The sequence below is a fragment of the Pseudomonas sp. BE134 genome (assembly GCF_031456105.1).
GTDB lineage: Bacteria > Pseudomonadota > Gammaproteobacteria > Pseudomonadales > Pseudomonadaceae > Aquipseudomonas.
In genome coordinates this window covers 42,642-59,170 of sequence record NZ_JAVDUA010000023.1, presented here as the reverse complement: position 1 = coordinate 59,170, position 16,529 = coordinate 42,642, and the positions used below count along the sequence as shown (strand labels likewise).

At 57.3% G+C, this 16,529-nt stretch carries 15 protein-coding genes and 1 tRNA gene; all 16 read left to right on the top strand.

Annotation, left to right across the window (positions count from 1 at the left end):
* The first annotated feature begins 29 nt into the window (after positions 1–29).
* The 16 genes from rpmI (at position 30) to J2Y56_RS19170 (ending at position 16,317) form a co-directional block, all read left to right on the top strand.
* Positions 30–224, top strand: coding sequence for a 50S ribosomal protein L35 (rpmI, locus tag J2Y56_RS19245; RefSeq protein WP_002553160.1), 195 nt, complete (start codon positions 30–32; stop codon positions 222–224).
* 28 nt (positions 225–252) lie between these two features.
* The gene (rplT, locus tag J2Y56_RS19240; RefSeq protein WP_007905879.1) at positions 253–609 is read left to right on the top strand and encodes a 50S ribosomal protein L20; all 357 of its coding nucleotides are present in this window, start codon (positions 253–255) and stop codon (positions 607–609) included.
* A gap of 109 nt (positions 610–718) precedes the next feature.
* Positions 719–1,735, top strand: coding sequence for a phenylalanine--tRNA ligase subunit alpha (gene pheS, locus J2Y56_RS19235; RefSeq protein WP_007905876.1), 1,017 nt, complete (start codon positions 719–721; stop codon positions 1,733–1,735).
* A 26-nt stretch (positions 1,736–1,761) separates the two neighbouring features.
* Positions 1,762–4,143 (top strand): phenylalanine--tRNA ligase subunit beta, encoded by a 2,382-nt coding sequence (gene pheT, locus J2Y56_RS19230; RefSeq protein WP_310352018.1) that lies wholly within the window; start codon positions 1,762–1,764, stop codon positions 4,141–4,143.
* Positions 4,144–4,146: 3 nt separating this feature from the next.
* Positions 4,147–4,449, top strand: coding sequence for an integration host factor subunit alpha (gene ihfA / locus J2Y56_RS19225; protein ID WP_002553164.1), 303 nt, complete (start codon positions 4,147–4,149; stop codon positions 4,447–4,449).
* On the top strand, positions 4,430–4,786 hold the full coding sequence (locus J2Y56_RS19220; protein WP_003179985.1) for a MerR family transcriptional regulator: 357 nt from the start codon (positions 4,430–4,432) through the stop codon (positions 4,784–4,786). The genes ihfA and J2Y56_RS19220 overlap by 20 nt, the downstream gene beginning before the upstream one ends.
* 89 nt (positions 4,787–4,875) lie before the next feature.
* Positions 4,876–4,952, top strand: a tRNA-Pro gene (locus J2Y56_RS19215).
* Positions 4,953–5,599: 647 nt separating this feature from the next.
* Positions 5,600–6,232, top strand: coding sequence for a LysE family translocator (locus J2Y56_RS19210; protein WP_310335276.1), 633 nt, complete (start codon positions 5,600–5,602; stop codon positions 6,230–6,232).
* Between the two features lie 208 nt (positions 6,233–6,440).
* Positions 6,441–8,177, top strand: coding sequence for a response regulator (locus J2Y56_RS19205; protein WP_310335278.1), 1,737 nt, complete (start codon positions 6,441–6,443; stop codon positions 8,175–8,177).
* 562 nt (positions 8,178–8,739) lie between these two features.
* Positions 8,740–10,056, top strand: a complete 1,317-nt coding sequence (locus tag J2Y56_RS19200; RefSeq protein WP_310335280.1) for an alpha/beta hydrolase — start codon at positions 8,740–8,742, stop codon at positions 10,054–10,056.
* 14 nt (positions 10,057–10,070) lie between these two features.
* Positions 10,071–10,475 (top strand): hypothetical protein, encoded by a 405-nt coding sequence (locus J2Y56_RS19195; protein WP_310335284.1) that lies wholly within the window; start codon positions 10,071–10,073, stop codon positions 10,473–10,475.
* Complete coding sequence (locus J2Y56_RS19190) at positions 10,459–11,535, top strand: alpha/beta fold hydrolase (protein WP_310335285.1); 1,077 nt, start codon at positions 10,459–10,461, stop codon at positions 11,533–11,535. Before J2Y56_RS19195 ends, J2Y56_RS19190 begins: the two co-directional genes overlap by 17 nt.
* A 190-nt stretch (positions 11,536–11,725) precedes the next feature.
* The gene (locus J2Y56_RS19185; protein WP_310335286.1) at positions 11,726–12,856 is read left to right on the top strand and encodes a CaiB/BaiF CoA-transferase family protein; all 1,131 of its coding nucleotides are present in this window, start codon (positions 11,726–11,728) and stop codon (positions 12,854–12,856) included.
* 135 nt (positions 12,857–12,991) lie between these two features.
* Positions 12,992–14,185 (top strand): acyl-CoA dehydrogenase family protein, encoded by a 1,194-nt coding sequence (locus J2Y56_RS19180; protein WP_310335289.1) that lies wholly within the window; start codon positions 12,992–12,994, stop codon positions 14,183–14,185.
* Between the two features lie 14 nt (positions 14,186–14,199).
* On the top strand, positions 14,200–15,342 hold the full coding sequence (locus J2Y56_RS19175; RefSeq protein WP_310335292.1) for an acyl-CoA dehydrogenase: 1,143 nt from the start codon (positions 14,200–14,202) through the stop codon (positions 15,340–15,342).
* A 111-nt stretch (positions 15,343–15,453) separates the two neighbouring features.
* Positions 15,454–16,317, top strand: a complete 864-nt coding sequence (locus J2Y56_RS19170; protein ID WP_310335293.1) for an MBL fold metallo-hydrolase — start codon at positions 15,454–15,456, stop codon at positions 16,315–16,317.
* Positions 16,318–16,529 lie beyond the last annotated feature (212 nt).

The window sequence follows — 16,529 nt, the reverse complement described above, 5'->3', positions numbered from 1 at the left end:
TTTATCAACTGAATGCGGAGTATCCGAACATGCCAAAAATGAAAACGAAAAGTGGTGCTGCTAAGCGGTTTCTGAAAACTGCTAACGGTATCAAGCACAAGCACGCTTTCAAGAGCCACATCCTGACTAAAATGTCGACCAAGCGTAAGCGTCAACTGCGCGGTAGCAGCTTGCTGCATCCGTCTGACGTGGCAAAAGTCGAGCGCATGCTGCGCCTTCGTTAATTTTAGTCAAGAATAGAGGAAGTAACTCATGGCTCGTGTAAAGCGTGGCGTCATTGCCCGTAAACGTCACAAAAAAATTCTGAAACTTGCTAAAGGCTACTACGGCGCTCGCTCGCGCGTATTCCGTGTTGCCAAGCAAGCGGTAATCAAGGCAGGCCAATACGCCTACCGTGACCGTCGTCAGAAAAAACGTCAGTTCCGCGCTCTGTGGATCGCTCGTATCAACGCTGGTGCACGTATCAACGGTCTGTCCTACAGCCGTTTCATCGCCGGCCTGAAAAAAGCGTCCATCGAGATCGACCGTAAGGTTCTGGCTGATCTGGCAGTGAACGAAAAAGCGGCGTTTGCTGCGATTGTCGAGAAAGCTAAAGCCACCTTGGCTTAAGTACCCCCGACAGTCACCCGGCCTCACCTCTGTGGGGCCAGGTGTTAAACGTCATAAATAGGGGAAGAGCCTTCAAGCTCTTCCCCTATTTTGTATCTGGAGTCTGTACATGGAAAACCTGGATGCGCTCGTCTCTCAAGCACTAGAGGCTGTGCAAAGCGCTGAAGATATCAATGCCCTGGAGCAAATCCGGGTTCACTACCTTGGCAAGAAGGGTGAATTGACTCAGGTGATGAAGACCCTGGGGAATTTGCCGGCAGAAGAGCGTCCGCAAGTCGGCGCGCTGATCAACGTTGCCAAGGAGCGTGTCACAGAGGTTCTCAACGCTCGCAAGGCACTGTTTGAAGAGGCCGACCTGGCCGCCAAACTGTCTGCCGAGTCGATTGACGTGACCCTGCCTGGCCGCGGTCAGACCTCCGGTGGTCTGCATCCGGTTACCCGCACTCTGGAACGTATCGAACAGTTCTTCACCCACATCGGCTACGGCATCGCCGAAGGCCCTGAGGTTGAAGACGACTATCACAACTTCGAAGCGCTCAACATCCCAGGCCATCACCCGGCCCGGTCGATGCATGACACCTTCTATTTCAATGCCAACATGTTGCTGCGCACCCATACCTCGCCGGTACAGGTCCGCACCATGGAATCGAAACAACCGCCGATCCGCATCGTCTGCCCAGGCCGTGTGTACCGTAGCGACTCCGATATCACTCACTCGCCGATGTTCCACCAGGTTGAAGGCCTGTTGGTCGATCGCGATATCAACTTCGCTGACCTGAAAGGGACCATCGAAGAATTCTTGCGCGTGTTCTTCGAAAAAGAACTGGCCGTACGTTTCCGTCCTTCGTATTTCCCGTTCACCGAGCCGTCCGCTGAAGTCGATATGGAATGCGTGATGTGCAGCGGTAAAGGCTGCCGCGTCTGCAAGCAGACCGGCTGGCTGGAAGTGATGGGCTGCGGCATGGTTCACCCGAACGTGTTGCGCATGTCCGGGATCGACCCGGAAGAGTTTTCGGGCTTTGCCTTCGGCATGGGCGTTGAACGTCTGGCCATGCTGCGTTACGGCGTGAACGACTTGCGTCTGTTCTTCGACAACGACTTGCGGTTCCTCGCGCAATTTCGCTAGTCGTAACGAATTCTTAGGAGAGCAGGATGAAATTCAGTGAACAATGGCTGCGTGGCTGGGTAAGCCCGCAGGTAAGTCGCGACGAGCTGGTTGCTCGTCTGTCGATGGCCGGTCTTGAGGTCGATAGCGTTACGCCGGCCGCCGGTGTTTTCAGTGGTGTGGTCGTGGGCGAAGTGCTGAGCACCGAGCAGCACCCGGACGCTGACAAGCTGCGTGTTTGCCAGGTCAGCAATGGTCCGGAAACCTTTCAGGTCGTTTGCGGCGCGCCAAACGTGCGCCCGGGCCTGAAGATCCCGTTCGCCATGATCGGTGCCGAACTGCCGGGCGATTTCAAAATCAAGAAAGCCAAGCTGCGGGGCGTTGAGTCCAACGGCATGTTGTGCTCGCAGGCCGAACTGCAAGTGGGTGAGGGCAACGATGGCCTGATGGAATTGCCAGTCGATGCTCCGGTCGGTCAGGACATTCGTGAGTACCTGAGCCTGGACGACGCCAGCATCGAGGTTGACCTGACCCCGAACCGCGGTGACTGCCTGTCCCTGGCCGGTCTGGCCCGTGAAGTCGGCGCGCTGTACGCTGCCAGCGTCACCCGCCCGGTCGTTGCGACCGTTCCAGCTGTGCATGATGAAGTGCGTTCGGTTGAAGTGCTGGCGCCGGCCGCTTGCCCGCGTTACCTGGGTCGTGTGATCCGTAACGTCGACCTGTCCAAGCCAACGCCGTTGTGGATGGTTGAGCGTCTGCGTCGTTCCGAAGTGCGCAGCATCGATGCAGCTGTAGACATCACTAACTATGTGATGCTGGAACTGGGTCAGCCACTGCACGCGTTCGATCTCGCCGAAATCAATGGCGGCATCCGTGTTCGCATGGCCGAAGAAGGCGAGAAACTGGTTCTGCTCGACGGTCAGGAAGTAACGCTGCGTAGCGATACCCTGGTGATCGCCGACCACACCCGCGCTCTGGCGATTGCCGGCGTCATGGGTGGCGAGCACAGTGGTGTCAACACTGCGACCACTCGCGATATTTTCCTTGAAAGCGCGTTCTTCGATCAGATTGCGGTCGCTGGCAAGGCCCGTTCCTATGGCCTGCACACCGATGCCTCGCACCGTTACGAGCGTGGTGTTGACTGGCAACTGGCCCGTGAAGCCATGGAGCGCGCCACTGGCCTGCTGCTGGAGATCACTGGCGGCGAAGCTGGTCCAATCATCGAAACCGTCAGCGAACAGCATCTGCCGAAGATTGCTCCGGTTACGTTGCGTGCACAGCGCATCACCCAGATGCTGGGCATGGAAATGGATTCGGCCGAAGTCGAGCGTCTGCTCAATGGGTTGGGCCTGACCGTCTCCGCCGAAGGGGCAGGGCAGTGGCGAGTAGAAGTGCCAAGCCATCGCTTCGACATCAGCCTGGAAGTCGATTTGATCGAAGAGCTGGCCCGTCTATACGGTTACAACCGTCTGCCGGTTCGTTATCCGCAAGCTCGTCTGGCGCCGCAAGCCAAGTCTGAAGCGCGTAGCGATCTGCCTGAACTTCGTCGCCTGTTGGTCGCCCGTGGCTATCAGGAAGCGATCACCTACAGCTTCATCGATCCGAAACAATTCGAACTGTTTAATCCGGGTGTAGAACCGCTGCTGTTGGCCAACCCGATTTCGAACGACATGGCGGCCATGCGTTCATCCTTGTGGCCAGGTCTGGTCAAGGCACTCCAGCACAATCTGAACCGTCAGCAGGATCGTGTCCGCCTGTTCGAAAGCGGCCTGCGTTTCGTTGGTCAGCTTGAAGGCCTGAAGCAAGAGCCTATGTTGGCAGGTGTTGTTTGCGGCAGTCGTCTGCCAGAAGGCTGGGCACAAGGTCGCGATGTCGTGGACTTCTTTGACGTCAAGGCTGATGTGGAAGCGGTGCTGGGCTTTGCCGGTGCGCTGGACTCGTTCACTTTCGTGCCAGGCAAACACCCAGCGCTGCACCCGGGTCAAACCGCGCGCATCGAGCGTGAAGGGCGTTTGGCAGGTTTTGTGGGGGCCATTCACCCTGAATTGTCGAAGACCCTCGGTCTCGATCGTCCAGTCTTCGTTTTCGAGTTGGTTCTGGCTGAAGTGGCGTTGGGCAAAATGCCTAAATTCAGTGAGTTGTCGCGCTTCCCTGAAGTGCGTCGTGACCTTGCACTGATCGCCGAAAAAGACGTCGCAGCCAGCGCTGTTCTGGACGTAATCCGTGAAAATGCAGGCGAATGGCTGACGGACCTCAGGCTATTTGACGTGTATCAGGGTAAAGGCATTGATCCTGATAGAAAAAGCCTTGCAGTTGGCTTGACCTGGCAGCATCCATCGCGCACTCTTAATGACGATGAGGTGAATACCACGACGCAAAACATCCTCACCTCGCTCGAACAAAGGTTGAACGCCACGTTAAGGAAGTGACGTATGGGGGCTCTGACGAAAGCTGAGATGGCGGAACGTCTGTATGAAGAGCTGGGTCTGAATAAACGGGAGGCCAAGGAATTGGTCGAACTGTTTTTTGAAGAAATCAGGCATGCTCTTGAAGACAACGAACAAGTCAAATTGTCCGGTTTCGGCAATTTCGACCTTCGGGACAAACGCCAGCGGCCTGGCCGCAATCCGAAAACGGGGGAAGAAATCCCGATCACGGCTCGCCGTGTGGTCACCTTTCGTCCAGGGCAGAAGTTGAAGGCCCGAGTTGAGGCTTATGCTGGAACCAAGTCATAACGACGAGCTACCCGTCATCCCAGGCAAACGCTACTTCACCATCGGTGAAGTCAGCGAGCTGTGTGCGGTAAAACCGCACGTGCTGCGCTATTGGGAGCAGGAGTTTCCTCAACTCAACCCCGTCAAACGCCGCGGAAACCGCCGGTATTATCAGCGACAAGACGTGCTGATGATCCGGCAGATCCGCGCGCTTCTTTACGATCAAGGGTTCACCATCGGCGGCGCACGCTTGCGCTTGTCCGGCGATGAAGCCAAAGACGACACCACCCAATACAAGCAGATGATTCGGCAGATGATTGCTGAGTTGGAAGACGTGTTGGTAGTTCTCAAGAAATAATTTCCTGCATATGAATACTTCCAGTTTTCAAAAGCTTGGGATATATTCTTGAGCGTTCCTCGAGAAGAGGAACGAGTTACACGCCTAGTCGGGGCGTAGCGCAGTCCGGTAGCGCACTAGCATGGGGTGCTAGGGGTCGAGTGTTCGAATCACTCCGTCCCGACCATATAATTCAATGAGTTAGCCCAATCTGAAAAGGTTGGGCTTTTTCATTTTTGGTTTAGGGGTAAACAAGGGGGTAAACACGCTCCCCCTTGCTAGGCGGCGCGAAGATGTTCGATTTATCTGCTGAGAAAGTAGTTCAGCTGCTACGTGGCATGCGCAACGTGCTGTTGATCCTAAGCCCAATGGTTCGCCGCAATACCTTCTCCGCCAGTTCAGCGTCAGCTATACATGTCCGTCCGCTCTCCGTCACGCCGAAAAGTGATTCAGGAATTCGACCCTGGTTGCGAGCCTGAATGATCGCGGCTTTCGATATGCCGACGCGTCGTGCTATCTCAGTGATGGTGCATTGCATGAAACTTCACCTCGCAACTGCTTTCTAGAACCATATCTCAGAAGATCGCTTTTTTCGTATCGCAAGACTCGGTGGGAACGACGTCCTAACTAACTTCAGTGAAGTAATCCCTAATATTTGGCTATACGAGAGCGGTAGCAATCGACCGGTTGAATCCACAACCCATTGCAGCCGTTCGCTAGTGACCGCAATTCGTCGAAAGTAGCATGCCTGCGGTTCATGGCGGTCGTGAGCCTTCTGTAAAATGCCTTCATTCGCCAGCAAGGCGACTTTAACAATAAGAGTCTGAGGCATTTATGATCGACGTTTCTGTAGCATTACTTTTCGCAGGCGCTTGCGTTGCGCTCACGCTGACACCTGGCCCAGACATGTTGTTGATTGCTTCGCGAAGTATGAGCCAAGGTCGAGCTTCGGGCTTTGTATCACTTGCAGGCATTCAGGCAGGCACTTATTGCCACGCATTGGCCGCAGCACTCGGACTGTCGCAGTTGATGGCCGCTGTGCCCGATGCTTACGACCTCGTCAGATTCGCCGGTGCCGCGTACTTGGCATTTCTTGCGTGGAAAGCGTTCACCAGTAGCTCATCACCTTTGGCACCGGATGAAGCCCTACCGTCCACACCGCTATTTCGCATTTTTCGGCAAGGTCTGGTGACTAATCTGTTGAATCCAAAAATGGCGCTCTTTGTACTGGCTCTTTTTCCACAATTCGTGGATCCCACCAAAGGCTCTCTGGTTGTACAAATGCTGACATTTGCGACCATTTTGAATGCCATCGGATTGGTCGTGAATGGTGCTGTGATTCTCTTGGCCAGCAAGGTTGGGAGCAAGTTGGCCAGCGATGTCAGCATTGCCAAGAGACTTAATCAGCTATTGGGCGCGGTTTTCTTGGGGCTGGCTGTTCGTTTGGCACTGTTTTCCGGGAAGTAAATCGACGTTGTGTGTCCGCTTCTGGCGGGTATCCGCGATACGTGAAAGGCAGCAATGGGTTGAATTCAGCCAGTCGCAACAGGCCGAAATCGACCCAGACCCGCTCAGAACTTCACCTTGATCCCGTTTCAACGTGTTGTAGGAGTGACTCTCTATTGTTGCCCTGGTCTATGCTTGGGCACAGGAATCGACTCATAGGGAAAAACGCATGGGCACTGTGCTGCTCGTGGACCATCTGCCTATCGTTCGCAATGGTCTGCGGGCGTTGCTTGAACGTGCAGGCCATACCGTGCTGGCCGAAGTCGACAATGGCCAGGATGCGCTGATGCAATGCCGCCAGTTGCACCCGGATATGGTGATCATTGAGTTGTTGGTCCCGCGTCTGGGCGGTCTGGATCTGCTGCGCCGGCTACGCGCCAGCCACGAAGGCATCAAGTTGCTGGTCTATAGCGTCCAGGAGGCCAGTCTCTACGCCACACGTTCGCTACAAGCCGGGGCGGATGCCTTTGTCAGCAAAACCGACGCCGTGACAGAACTGGAAAGTGCGCTTCTGGCGCTCAGCCATGGGCGCCGTTATTTTCCGCGTGAAGTCACCCGTCAGGACGCCAGCAGCATGCGCGATGAGGGTGCGAACGAGCTGGAGCAACTGTCTGGACGTGAACTCACGGTTTTGCAGATGCTCAGCCAAGGGCTCAACAACAAAGACATCGCCGAGCAATTGAGCCTCAGCTACAAAACGGTGAGTACCTACAAAGCGCGCCTGCATCAGAAACTCAAGGCCAGCAATGATTTCCAGTTGCTGGAAGTGGCCCGTACGTATGGCCTGGTCGCCGGTGAAGATCCCAGCGTGGGGCATGAGTCCTTCCTCGATCCGCAACTGCTGCGTGAGTACGACTTATTGCGTGCGTTGCTCGATTCTGCACCCTACCCAATGTTCGTGCGCGATCTGGAAGGACGGCTGCTGATGTGTAATCGCCGTTACCTGGCCTACACAGGTGAAAGCTTCGAGAACATTCGAGGCACGACGCTTGCGCAGGCAAAATGGTTGCCGGCGCAAATGCGCCAGGACTCAGAAATGCGCTTGCGCGAAACGGTCATTCGCCAGGAGTCGTTCATGGCCGAAGCCGTTATCGAGAATGACGGGATATCGAACGTGATGTATGTCTGGTGTACGCCATTCCGTAACGAGGCCGGTGAGCTTGTGGCCATGTTCGGTGGCATGCGCGACCTTACGGAGCGTGACAGGCTGCTCACCACATTGCGTCACGAAGGTGCCGAGGCGCGTTACGAAAGTCACCTGAAAAGCTCCACGTTGGCAGCGGTCAGCCAGGAGTTGCAGGTGAAAATAGAGGCGATGCAGAAAAGCCTCAAGGCACTACTGTTGCCAGACTTCGACCCTCCTGAGCGCATTTTGGACAAGCTGACCCGGCACGTCGACAGCATGCGCCATTCCCTGGCCAGGCTCGACGACTGGATAACGCTGGATGCGCACGATCAGGAGACGCTGCGCGAGGCTCACAACCTGGGAGCGCTGACGGAAGAACTGCTTGGGCCAATTCGCCAGCAGCTCGAATCAAAGGGCTGTCAGTTGAATCTGGGGCCGGGCCTTCGGGCGTTGAAAAGCGCCTGGATCGATGTCCGACATTACCGTCAATTGCTGGAAAGCCTGTTTGCCTACCTGGTGCAGGGAACACCGCCACCCAAAGTTTCCTTGATACTGTCGACGCGTATCCTGCCTCGTGGTTTTCTGCGCCTGAGTCTTGAATTGTCGCCTTGGCTTGAACCGGGTGAGGACGACCCAACAGCCCTATTGGGGCGTGCCAGCATCCAGCGCCTGGTGCTAGTGCTGCAAGGCAAGGTGCAGACCGAATCCAGTGTGGATGGCAAGGCGCTTGTGTGGCGACTTGAACTGGATCTGCCACAAGACTTGGGTTCTCCACCATAGGGGTGCGCTAGAGCACTCAGCGATGTAGCAAGAGGGCAGTTATTCAAGATCCATGTAGCCCAGATCAACGAATCGGTTCGGTTGTTGAGTTTTTGGGGTGGGGGACACTCATCGGATTCGCTGCGATTCTCGCTATACATAGGCAGGCGGCTATTACAGGGGTGACGATGAATGACCGCTGCTGGCCGATTCTGTTGAAAAAGTAGGTTCTTCCAGACTGCCCGAATACTAACCGCTGAAAACGCCTTTTTTGCGCGCTGCTACGCAAAATGTGAACCCGGAATCCACTGCTTAAAGTAAAGATTTCAATCTCAAGCGCGTACTTTTCTGTCGTGGAAGACACGGCCGACTTTTTCAACAGAATCGGCCGATTTCTGCCCGTCGCGAAGGGCTGCAATCGGCGCGGAGTCAAATTCTCTCATCGAACTGCATACCCTCTCAAATCCAATGCCAGTATTTTTCGAGATCTGCCCCCCCATTGTGGGGAGCCACCGGAGTCCGTTGTGCCCAGTAGGCTTTTGCTGATGTGCGGTATTTAGATCCCCTGGCAAACGGAGAGGCAATGAAAAACAACAAAAAACAAGAAACGGACTCCAAGCGACAAGCGATCGGCATGCCTCGAGTGTTGCGCGCGCACCAACCCGATCGTGAGGCGCGTGCATTCCTGCGCCTGGCCAACCTTTCCATGGCAATGCGTCCTGCAGAGGATTACTCACTGCCCAGATTGCGCCAAGGCTGGCGATTGACGGCACTTGCACTGGGCCGAACCCCACGGGTGGGATCGGTGACTGAGCAACTGATTGACGGCCCGGGCGGTCCGATCGCGTTACGTATCTTCAAGCCTGACGAAGCCACGCAACCCAGGCCGGCGTTCATGTGGTTTTTCGGCGGCGGGTTCATCATTGGTGATCTGGACACCGCCGATGGCATTTGCCGTAGCATTGCTCTGGCCGCCAACTGCATCGTCATCGCCGTTCGCTATCGCCTGGCCCCTGAGCACGATCTGTCTGCCGGCCGGGCAGATGCTCTCGCGGCACTCGAATGGATGGCAAAGAATGGAGCAGGGATGGGGATCGATACGACTCGCCTGGCGATTGGTGGTGATTCAGCGGGCGGTAATCTCTGTGCTGCCGTTACCCAGGAAAGTCTGCGTCGTGGGGGCCCGAAGTTAAGCCTGCAAGTGCTGGTCTACCCGGCAACCGAGCTGGTGGAAAAATTCCCGTCCTACGCGCAGAACGCGTTCGGTCGTACCCTGCTGACCGATCATGCAGTGCAGTGGATCGAGAAGACCCTGGCCCCTTCGCTCGACACGCTGGACCTGCTCGACCCTTGGTATTCGCCACGCCGTAGCCCGGACTTGCGCGGTCTGGCACCGGCAGTCATCGTCAGCGCCGGTTTCGATCCGATCCGCGACGACGGTCTGGACTATGCCGCCCGTCTGCGCGCTGCCGACGTGCCGGTAGAGCTGTTGCACTACCGGGGCCAATTTCATGGATTTCTCAATTTCGATTCGGTCAATGGTGCAAGTCGTGACGCGCTGCAGCGTATCGGCGACGCGTTGACGGGCGTTTTCGCTCAACAACCGGCGCCGGACAGAACGATCGAGATTGCCGACCGAGGGCGATGCAGGTCTTCGCGCCTGCGAGCTACCGCCCACGAATTGGCTACGTCGACCCTGACCACCTGGGTTGTCACCGAGCGCTGGGGGATCGCCTTGTTGCGGCTGCTGTCGCCAAAGGCTGTCAGTGCCTGCCGACTGTGCATCAGGCCGTGGTTCTTGCCCACCATAATGATGCGGCGCAAAGCCATTTCCGGTCTTGATCGAATGGCTGCACGGCAAACCTGGCCAACCGAAAAAAACTGCACTGTGAATCCTTGATCGAGGAATAAGTCATGGCATTACCGGATCCGTTCAAACTGTATCGTGAAGCTATCACCCGGTTCGAAAACGGCGTCAATGCCTTGGCCGCACGTCATTTGGATTCAAAGGAAGTGGGCCTCGTGATCGACCAATATGCGAGGGTCTCGCACGGCTTGCAGCACCTGTCGCAGACATCACTCGAGCGTCTGTACAAGCATCTGGACGTTCCCAGCCGTGGCGAAGTCGACGCCCTTGCCGCTTCGCTGCGGCGGGTCGAGGACAAGCTCGACCAATTGCTTCCAGCTGCCACCTGCACGCAAATTGCACCTCGCCCCCCACGCACGCGACGTCCACGAGCCGAACTATTACCGGCACCCCGCAAAGCGGCCTCCAAAAGAGAAAAAAAGGAAGGGAGCAAAGATGCCTCAGCCGAATGACAACAAGGTCTGCGACTTGCCGTTGGCTAACAGGCTGCGCTCCGAGCTCTGCATGATGGTCAAGCGGGGTCTCAAGGGCCTCGAGTATCTCGGCACGCCGCCACCGGCCGTAGGCCTGTCGCCCAAGACCCTGCTGCACCGTCGCGGCACTTTGTGTCTCTACCACTATCACGCCACAGCGGACGAGATTTACCGCGTGCCGCTGTTGTTCGTCATGGCGACTACCAGCAAGGCTGCCATTTTCGATCTGACAAAGGGGCAGAGCCTGATCGAGTTTCTGCTCGCCCGGGGTTACGACGTCTATGTCATGGACTGGATCGCGCCGAGCCGGGAAGAGTCCCACCTAAAGCTCGAACACTATGTGCTCGACTTCATTCCCGATTGCATCCGCCGAGTACAGCAAGACACGGGCGTGGAAGACATCACGCTGATCGGCTATTGCATGGGCGGTGTTCTGGCGACGCTTTACGCCGCACTGCATCCCGGTGGTCCGCTGAAAAACCTGGTCTGTTTCACCACGCCCATCGACTGGACGAAGATGCCCCTGGCCAAACAACGGCACATCAACATCGAGCGCTTGATCGATGCGAACGGCCTTGTCCCGCCAGAGACCATCATCAAGGCGATCGAGTTGCATCGCCCCGCAGGCCGAATTGCCGGCCAGGCTCGTCTTTGGGACAACATGTGGAACGACAACTACGTCAGGGGCTACCGCATGATGGCGCGTTTCAACGACGAAACCTTGCCGCTTCCCGGTGAGTACTTGCGGCAGCTTCATCTGGAGCTGGGGCAAAGAAACTCACTGTACGAAGGCGGCATGCGCATCGGTGGCCAAGAGGTTGATCTGAAAAATATCGAAGTCTCGCTGCTGCACGTCATCGCGCAATACGACTCCCTGGTGCCGCCGGACTGTGCGCAGCCCCTGGTGGCTCGCGTGAGTTCGCGTGACAAGGAAGAACTGATGCTGCCGGGCGGTCATGTCAGCCTGGTGGCGGGGCCGGCCGCGGTGAAGCGGATGTGGCCCAGACTCGAGCAATGGTTGGGCGAGCGTTCAGTATGAAACCCCAAGGCAATGCCGGCACACGCGTGAAATTTTGAAGCGGGTGCTGGCATCTGACCGGATTGCGGAGGGCGTGGGCGGGTAGGGGGGGGTAGTTCCCCCCTTCAGGGAGTGGGGCGGTTGTGGTGCTGTGCGCCTAGTGTCTTGGGTCGCAGCGAACAGCTTCCCTATAACAAAAGAGACCCCTGAGATGCCCGGACCTTTGGCAGGTGTGAAAGTAGTTGAAATGAATGCGATCGGCCCTGCGCCGTTCGCCGCCATGATGCTGGCGGACATGGGCGCGGAAGTCATTCGCGTTGACCGTCATGCGGCCGGTTTTCTCAATGCCGATGGCAGCTTGCTCGGGCGCGGACGTCGCAGCATTGCGATTGATCCGCGTAAACCCGGCGCCACTGAAGTGTTGTTGCAGTTGATCGACGGCGCCGACGTGCTGATCGAGGGTTTCCGCCCCGGCGTCATGGAGCGCCTTGGCCTGGGCCCGGAAGTCTGCCTTGCACGCAATCCGAGGTTGATCTATGGGCGCATGACCGGATGGGGTCAGAGTGGACCACTGGCACATGCGGCAGGGCATGACCTCAATTACATCGCGCTGTCAGGCGTGCTCAACGCCATGGGGCATGCCGACCGGCCACCGACACCACCGCTGCATCTGGTGGGCGACATGGGGGGCGGGGCGATGTTTTTGCTCACAGGCATTCTGGCCGGGCTGTTCGAGGCGCAGAAATCCGGCCTGGGGCAGATCGTGGACGCCGCCATCTGCGACGGCGCGACATTGCTTGGCAGCATGTATTACGACTGGCGCCATCAGGGGCAGTGGGACGACCAGCGTCAGCACAACATGCTCGATGGCGGCGCGCCTTTTTATGGTTGCTACACCTGCGCCGACGGAAAGTTCGTGTCTATTGGCAGCATCGAACCGCAGTTCTATCAATTGTTGCTGGAGCTGTGTGGTATCGACGATGCGGATTTCAAGCAGCAATGGCAGAAGCAGGACTGGCCGGTGCTTCGCCAGAAGCTCGAGACGCTGTTCCTGACTCGAACCCGCGATGCCTGGAGCCAACTGCTGGAAGGTACGGATGTGTGCTTTGCTCCCGTGCTGGATTTCAGCGAAGCCTTTACCCACCCGCACAACCGCGCCCGTGGCCTGTTCATGGAAACCGCCGGCGTATTGCACCCGGCACCCGCTCCCCGCTTGAGTCGTACACCCGTGGAGGCGGGAAGGGTCGTAAAGAACGGCGAAAACACCCTCGAAATCCTTGAGCAACTCGGTTTCAGCAGTGGGCAGATCGATGAACTGCGCAACGTCGGCGCGATTGTTTGAGAGCGAATGCCGATTGCCTGCCAAGCCCCCCTTCCGTGGGGGGGGAGGTCACACCGATCATTCTTCTACCGTGGCTGCCAGTGGGTTAGCCGAGCTGTTCTTTCCCACTTTCAGCCGAATGTGAGGAGTACATCAGTGGACATCCAATTCACCCCTGCCGAAGTGGCCTTTCGCGAGGAAGTCCGGGCATTTTTGCGTGACAGATTGCCGGCCGATATCGCAGCGCGGGGTCGCCAAGGCAAGCGTTTCAACAAAGAAGACCAGGTCACCTGGATGCGCCTGCTCAATGAGCGCGGATGGTTGGCGGCCAGTTGGCCCGTAGAATTTGGCGGCACCGGCTGGGGCGCGGTGGAAAAGCATATCTTCGACGAAGAATGCTACGCGTTCGGCGCACCGTGGATCGTACCGTTCGGCGTCAACATGGTCGCTCCTGTGATCATCAAGTTCGGTACGCCAGAGCAGAAGGCGCACTTTCTGCCGCGCATCCTGAGTGCCGAAGACTGGTGGTGTCAGGGGTATTCCGAGCCAGGAGCCGGTTCTGACCTGGCCGCTGTCAAGACACGTGCTGTGCGCGATGGTGATCACTACGTGGTCAATGGCCAGAAAACCTGGACCACCTTGGCTCATTATGCCGACTGGATCTTCTGCCTGGTGCGCACCGATCCCGAAGCGCAACAACAGCGGGGCATCAGCTTCCTGTTGATCGACATGAAGACTCCAGGCATCACAGTGCGCCCGATCATCACCCTTGATGGCGAGCATGAAGTCAACGAAGTGTTCTTCGACAACGTGCGCGTGCCGCTGGAAAACCTGGTCGGCGAGGAGAACAAGGGCTGGACCTGCGCCAAGTACCTGCTCACGCATGAACGTACCAGTATTGCCGGCATTGGCCAGGCCAAGCGGATGCTGGGACAGCTCAAGCACATCGCCAGCCAGGAGCAATGTGACGGCCTGCCGCTGATCGATGATATCCAGCTGCGCATGCAAATCGTCGAGCTGGAAATTCAGCTGATGGCGATCGAAATGAGCAACCTGCGCATTGTCGCCGCTGCCCGCGACGATGGGATACCAGGCGCCGAAAGTTCGTTCCTGAAGATCAAGGGCAGTGAAATCCGCCAGGCCATCACGTATCTGATGAGCAAGGTCCTTGGCCCCTATGCCATGCCCTTCGTTGAAGAGGAGTTGGGCTATGGCAAGCAAGCAGACCTGTACCGCGACTACAGCACAACGCCTGCCAGCCAATATCTGGATATGCGCAAGACTTCGGTCTACGGCGGTTCCAACGAAATCCAGAAGAACATCATCGCCAAGATGATTCTAGAGCTGTAAGGGGAATAGCGATCATGGACTTCAAACTATCCGAAGAGCAGCAAATGCTGCAGGACACCGCCGCTCGCCTGGTGCGTGATAACTATGCGTTCGAAGCGCGCGAGCAATTTGCCAAGAGCGAGCTGGGCTACAGCCTTGCCTTCTGGCGGCAGTTGGGGGAGTTGGGCCTGACCGCCGTGCCATTCGCCGAGGACTTGGGAGGCTTTGATGGCAGCGGCGTGGAGACGCTGCTGATCATGACCGAACTGGGGCGCGGCCTGTGTCTGGAACCCTACCTTCATTCAGTCATCTTCGCCGGTGGTCTGCTGACCCAGTCAGGCTCTGACGAGCAACGCAGTGAATTGCTGCCGGCCGTTGCCAGCGGACAATTGCAATTGGCGGTGGCCGTCGATGAGCCGACCAGCCATTACCAGTTGCACGATGTACGCACCCGCGCCGACGCCGAGGACGGGGGGTGGCGGCTCAACGGGCGTAAATCGGTGGTAGTCGCCGGGGACAGTGCCGGGTTGATCCTCGTGTCGGCACGTACCGCTGGCAGCGATCGTGACGAAAGCGGTATCAGCCTGTTTCTGCTCGATCCGCGTGCACCGGGAGTCAAGCGTCGTGCGTACCCGACCATGGATGGCCGCAATGCCTGCGAACTGTACCTGGACGATGTTTTCGTCAGTGCTGCCAGTGTGCTCGGTGAGCCCGGCCAGGCCCTGACTGCGCTGCGCTATCAACAAGGCCGCGCAGTGGCAGCGCAGTGTGCCGAAGCGGTCGGCAGCATGGAGGCGGTGTGCGATCTGACCCTCGATTACCTCAAGACTCGTCAGCAGTTCGGCCAGGTGATCGGCAAGTTCCAGGCCCTTCAACATCGCATGGTAGACATGCGCATCGAACTGGATCTGGCCACTTCCATGGCCATCCTCGCCGCTTGCGCGGCCGATACGCCGGACAGTGACGAGCGCAGCCGCACTCTGGCTGCCGCCAAAGTGTTGATTGTGCGCGCTGCCCGGTTCATCGCCGAGCAGGGTATTCAGTTGCATGGAGGCATCGGCTTGACCTGGGAATACGTGCTGTCGCACCACGCCAAGCACTTGCTGATGCTCAGCCATCAGTTCGGCAATGACGACCATCACCTCAAGACATACGGCCGGCTGCTGCAGGTCGACTAAGAAGCGACGGCAGTGCTCGTATTGATTTTCCCTTTTGAGGGCCTTCGGGCCCTTTTTTTCGGGAAAACCAGCCGTAACGGGCGAGCCGTGTATCACAAAAAGGGGAATAAATTGAGCCGTAGAATTTCCACACTGACGGGCATGCGTTGCAGGCTTGATGGCGGCGTGTTGTTCGGGCTTACGCCGCGCGAGCTGTGGACCGACTGGATGAAACCTGACCACGACAACAGGGTAGAGATTTCTGCACGGGTGTTGTTGGTGCAAGAGCAAGGCAAAAACATCTTGGTCATGGCCGGGGCCGATAATCTGTTGGCGCCACTTGCGCGCACTTGCCGTTGCCAGCCTCGGATCCCGGGTTTGCTGGAAAGCCTGGCGCAGCGTGGGTTGAATGAAAGCGATATCGATTCGGTGGTGCTGACTCACGTGCATGCGCACCTCTCCGATGACATGAGTGAACGGGTGAGGGAGGGTGATATGCCGCGCCTTCTGTTCCCGCGAGCGCGTTATTTGTGTGGTGAACGGCATTGGCACCGCGCACGCCATCCACACCCACGGGATCGGGAGGTGTTCGTCGCACCCTTGGTACGTGGGCTTGAGAGCAGTGGCCGTTTGATCCTGGTCGATACCACCCGTTGCGAGTCACTCGGTGATGGCTGGTGTTTTCATATAAACGATGGATTTACACCGGGCCAGCTCTTGCCGGAAATTCAGCTGCCAGGCGGCCCAGTGGTTTTTTGCGGCGACTTGATTCCTGGGACGCATTGGCTTGATCTTGAGGTGACCAGCGGCCGGGATCGCAACGCTGAGCGTGTGATCGACGAGAAGGAGCACCTGCTCGACCACGTAGTGGCTCTTGGTGGTCGCTTGTTCTTTGCTCGCGACCCGGAGGTGGCGATGGTCAAAGTCATGCGCGACCGCCGATCACGTTACATCCCCTTTGATCATTACCGTGCGTTGAACTGCTTCGAAGGCTGAAGCCCTTTAGCCTTCCATCGCCTGCGACAGTTCATCGCTTATTGAACTATCCCCCCCAATTTCCCCCTCCAGCGGGTGGGCGAGATGACCGGTCCGACTCTTAGGATCGAATCGCTCTAAACAAAAAACTACAAGAAAACACCGAGGAAGACCTACACGTGGATATCGCCATCAGAGCGACCTTTAGTTCGTTTCTGCCGCAATCGCGTTTG

What these genes read in the sequence shown, in the direction of transcription:
- rplT (WP_007905879.1), top strand. Translation starts at nt 253, where the DNA reads ATGGCTCGTGTAAAGCGTGGCGTCATTGCCCGTAAACGTCACAAAAAA.
- pheT (WP_310352018.1), top strand. Translation starts at nt 1,762, where the DNA reads ATGAAATTCAGTGAACAATGGCTGCGTGGCTGGGTAAGCCCGCAGGTA.
- J2Y56_RS19190 (WP_310335285.1), top strand. Translation starts at nt 10,459, where the DNA reads ATGCCTCAGCCGAATGACAACAAGGTCTGCGACTTGCCGTTGGCTAAC.
- J2Y56_RS19200 (WP_310335280.1), top strand. Translation starts at nt 8,740, where the DNA reads ATGAAAAACAACAAAAAACAAGAAACGGACTCCAAGCGACAAGCGATC.
- J2Y56_RS19175 (WP_310335292.1), top strand. Translation starts at nt 14,200, where the DNA reads ATGGACTTCAAACTATCCGAAGAGCAGCAAATGCTGCAGGACACCGCC.
- pheS (WP_007905876.1), top strand. Translation starts at nt 719, where the DNA reads ATGGAAAACCTGGATGCGCTCGTCTCTCAAGCACTAGAGGCTGTGCAA.
- J2Y56_RS19220 (WP_003179985.1), top strand. Translation starts at nt 4,430, where the DNA reads ATGCTGGAACCAAGTCATAACGACGAGCTACCCGTCATCCCAGGCAAA.
- rpmI (WP_002553160.1), top strand. Translation starts at nt 30, where the DNA reads ATGCCAAAAATGAAAACGAAAAGTGGTGCTGCTAAGCGGTTTCTGAAA.
- J2Y56_RS19210 (WP_310335276.1), top strand. Translation starts at nt 5,600, where the DNA reads ATGATCGACGTTTCTGTAGCATTACTTTTCGCAGGCGCTTGCGTTGCG.
- J2Y56_RS19185 (WP_310335286.1), top strand. Translation starts at nt 11,726, where the DNA reads ATGCCCGGACCTTTGGCAGGTGTGAAAGTAGTTGAAATGAATGCGATC.
- J2Y56_RS19205 (WP_310335278.1), top strand. Translation starts at nt 6,441, where the DNA reads ATGGGCACTGTGCTGCTCGTGGACCATCTGCCTATCGTTCGCAATGGT.
- ihfA (WP_002553164.1), top strand. Translation starts at nt 4,147, where the DNA reads ATGGGGGCTCTGACGAAAGCTGAGATGGCGGAACGTCTGTATGAAGAG.
- J2Y56_RS19195 (WP_310335284.1), top strand. Translation starts at nt 10,071, where the DNA reads ATGGCATTACCGGATCCGTTCAAACTGTATCGTGAAGCTATCACCCGG.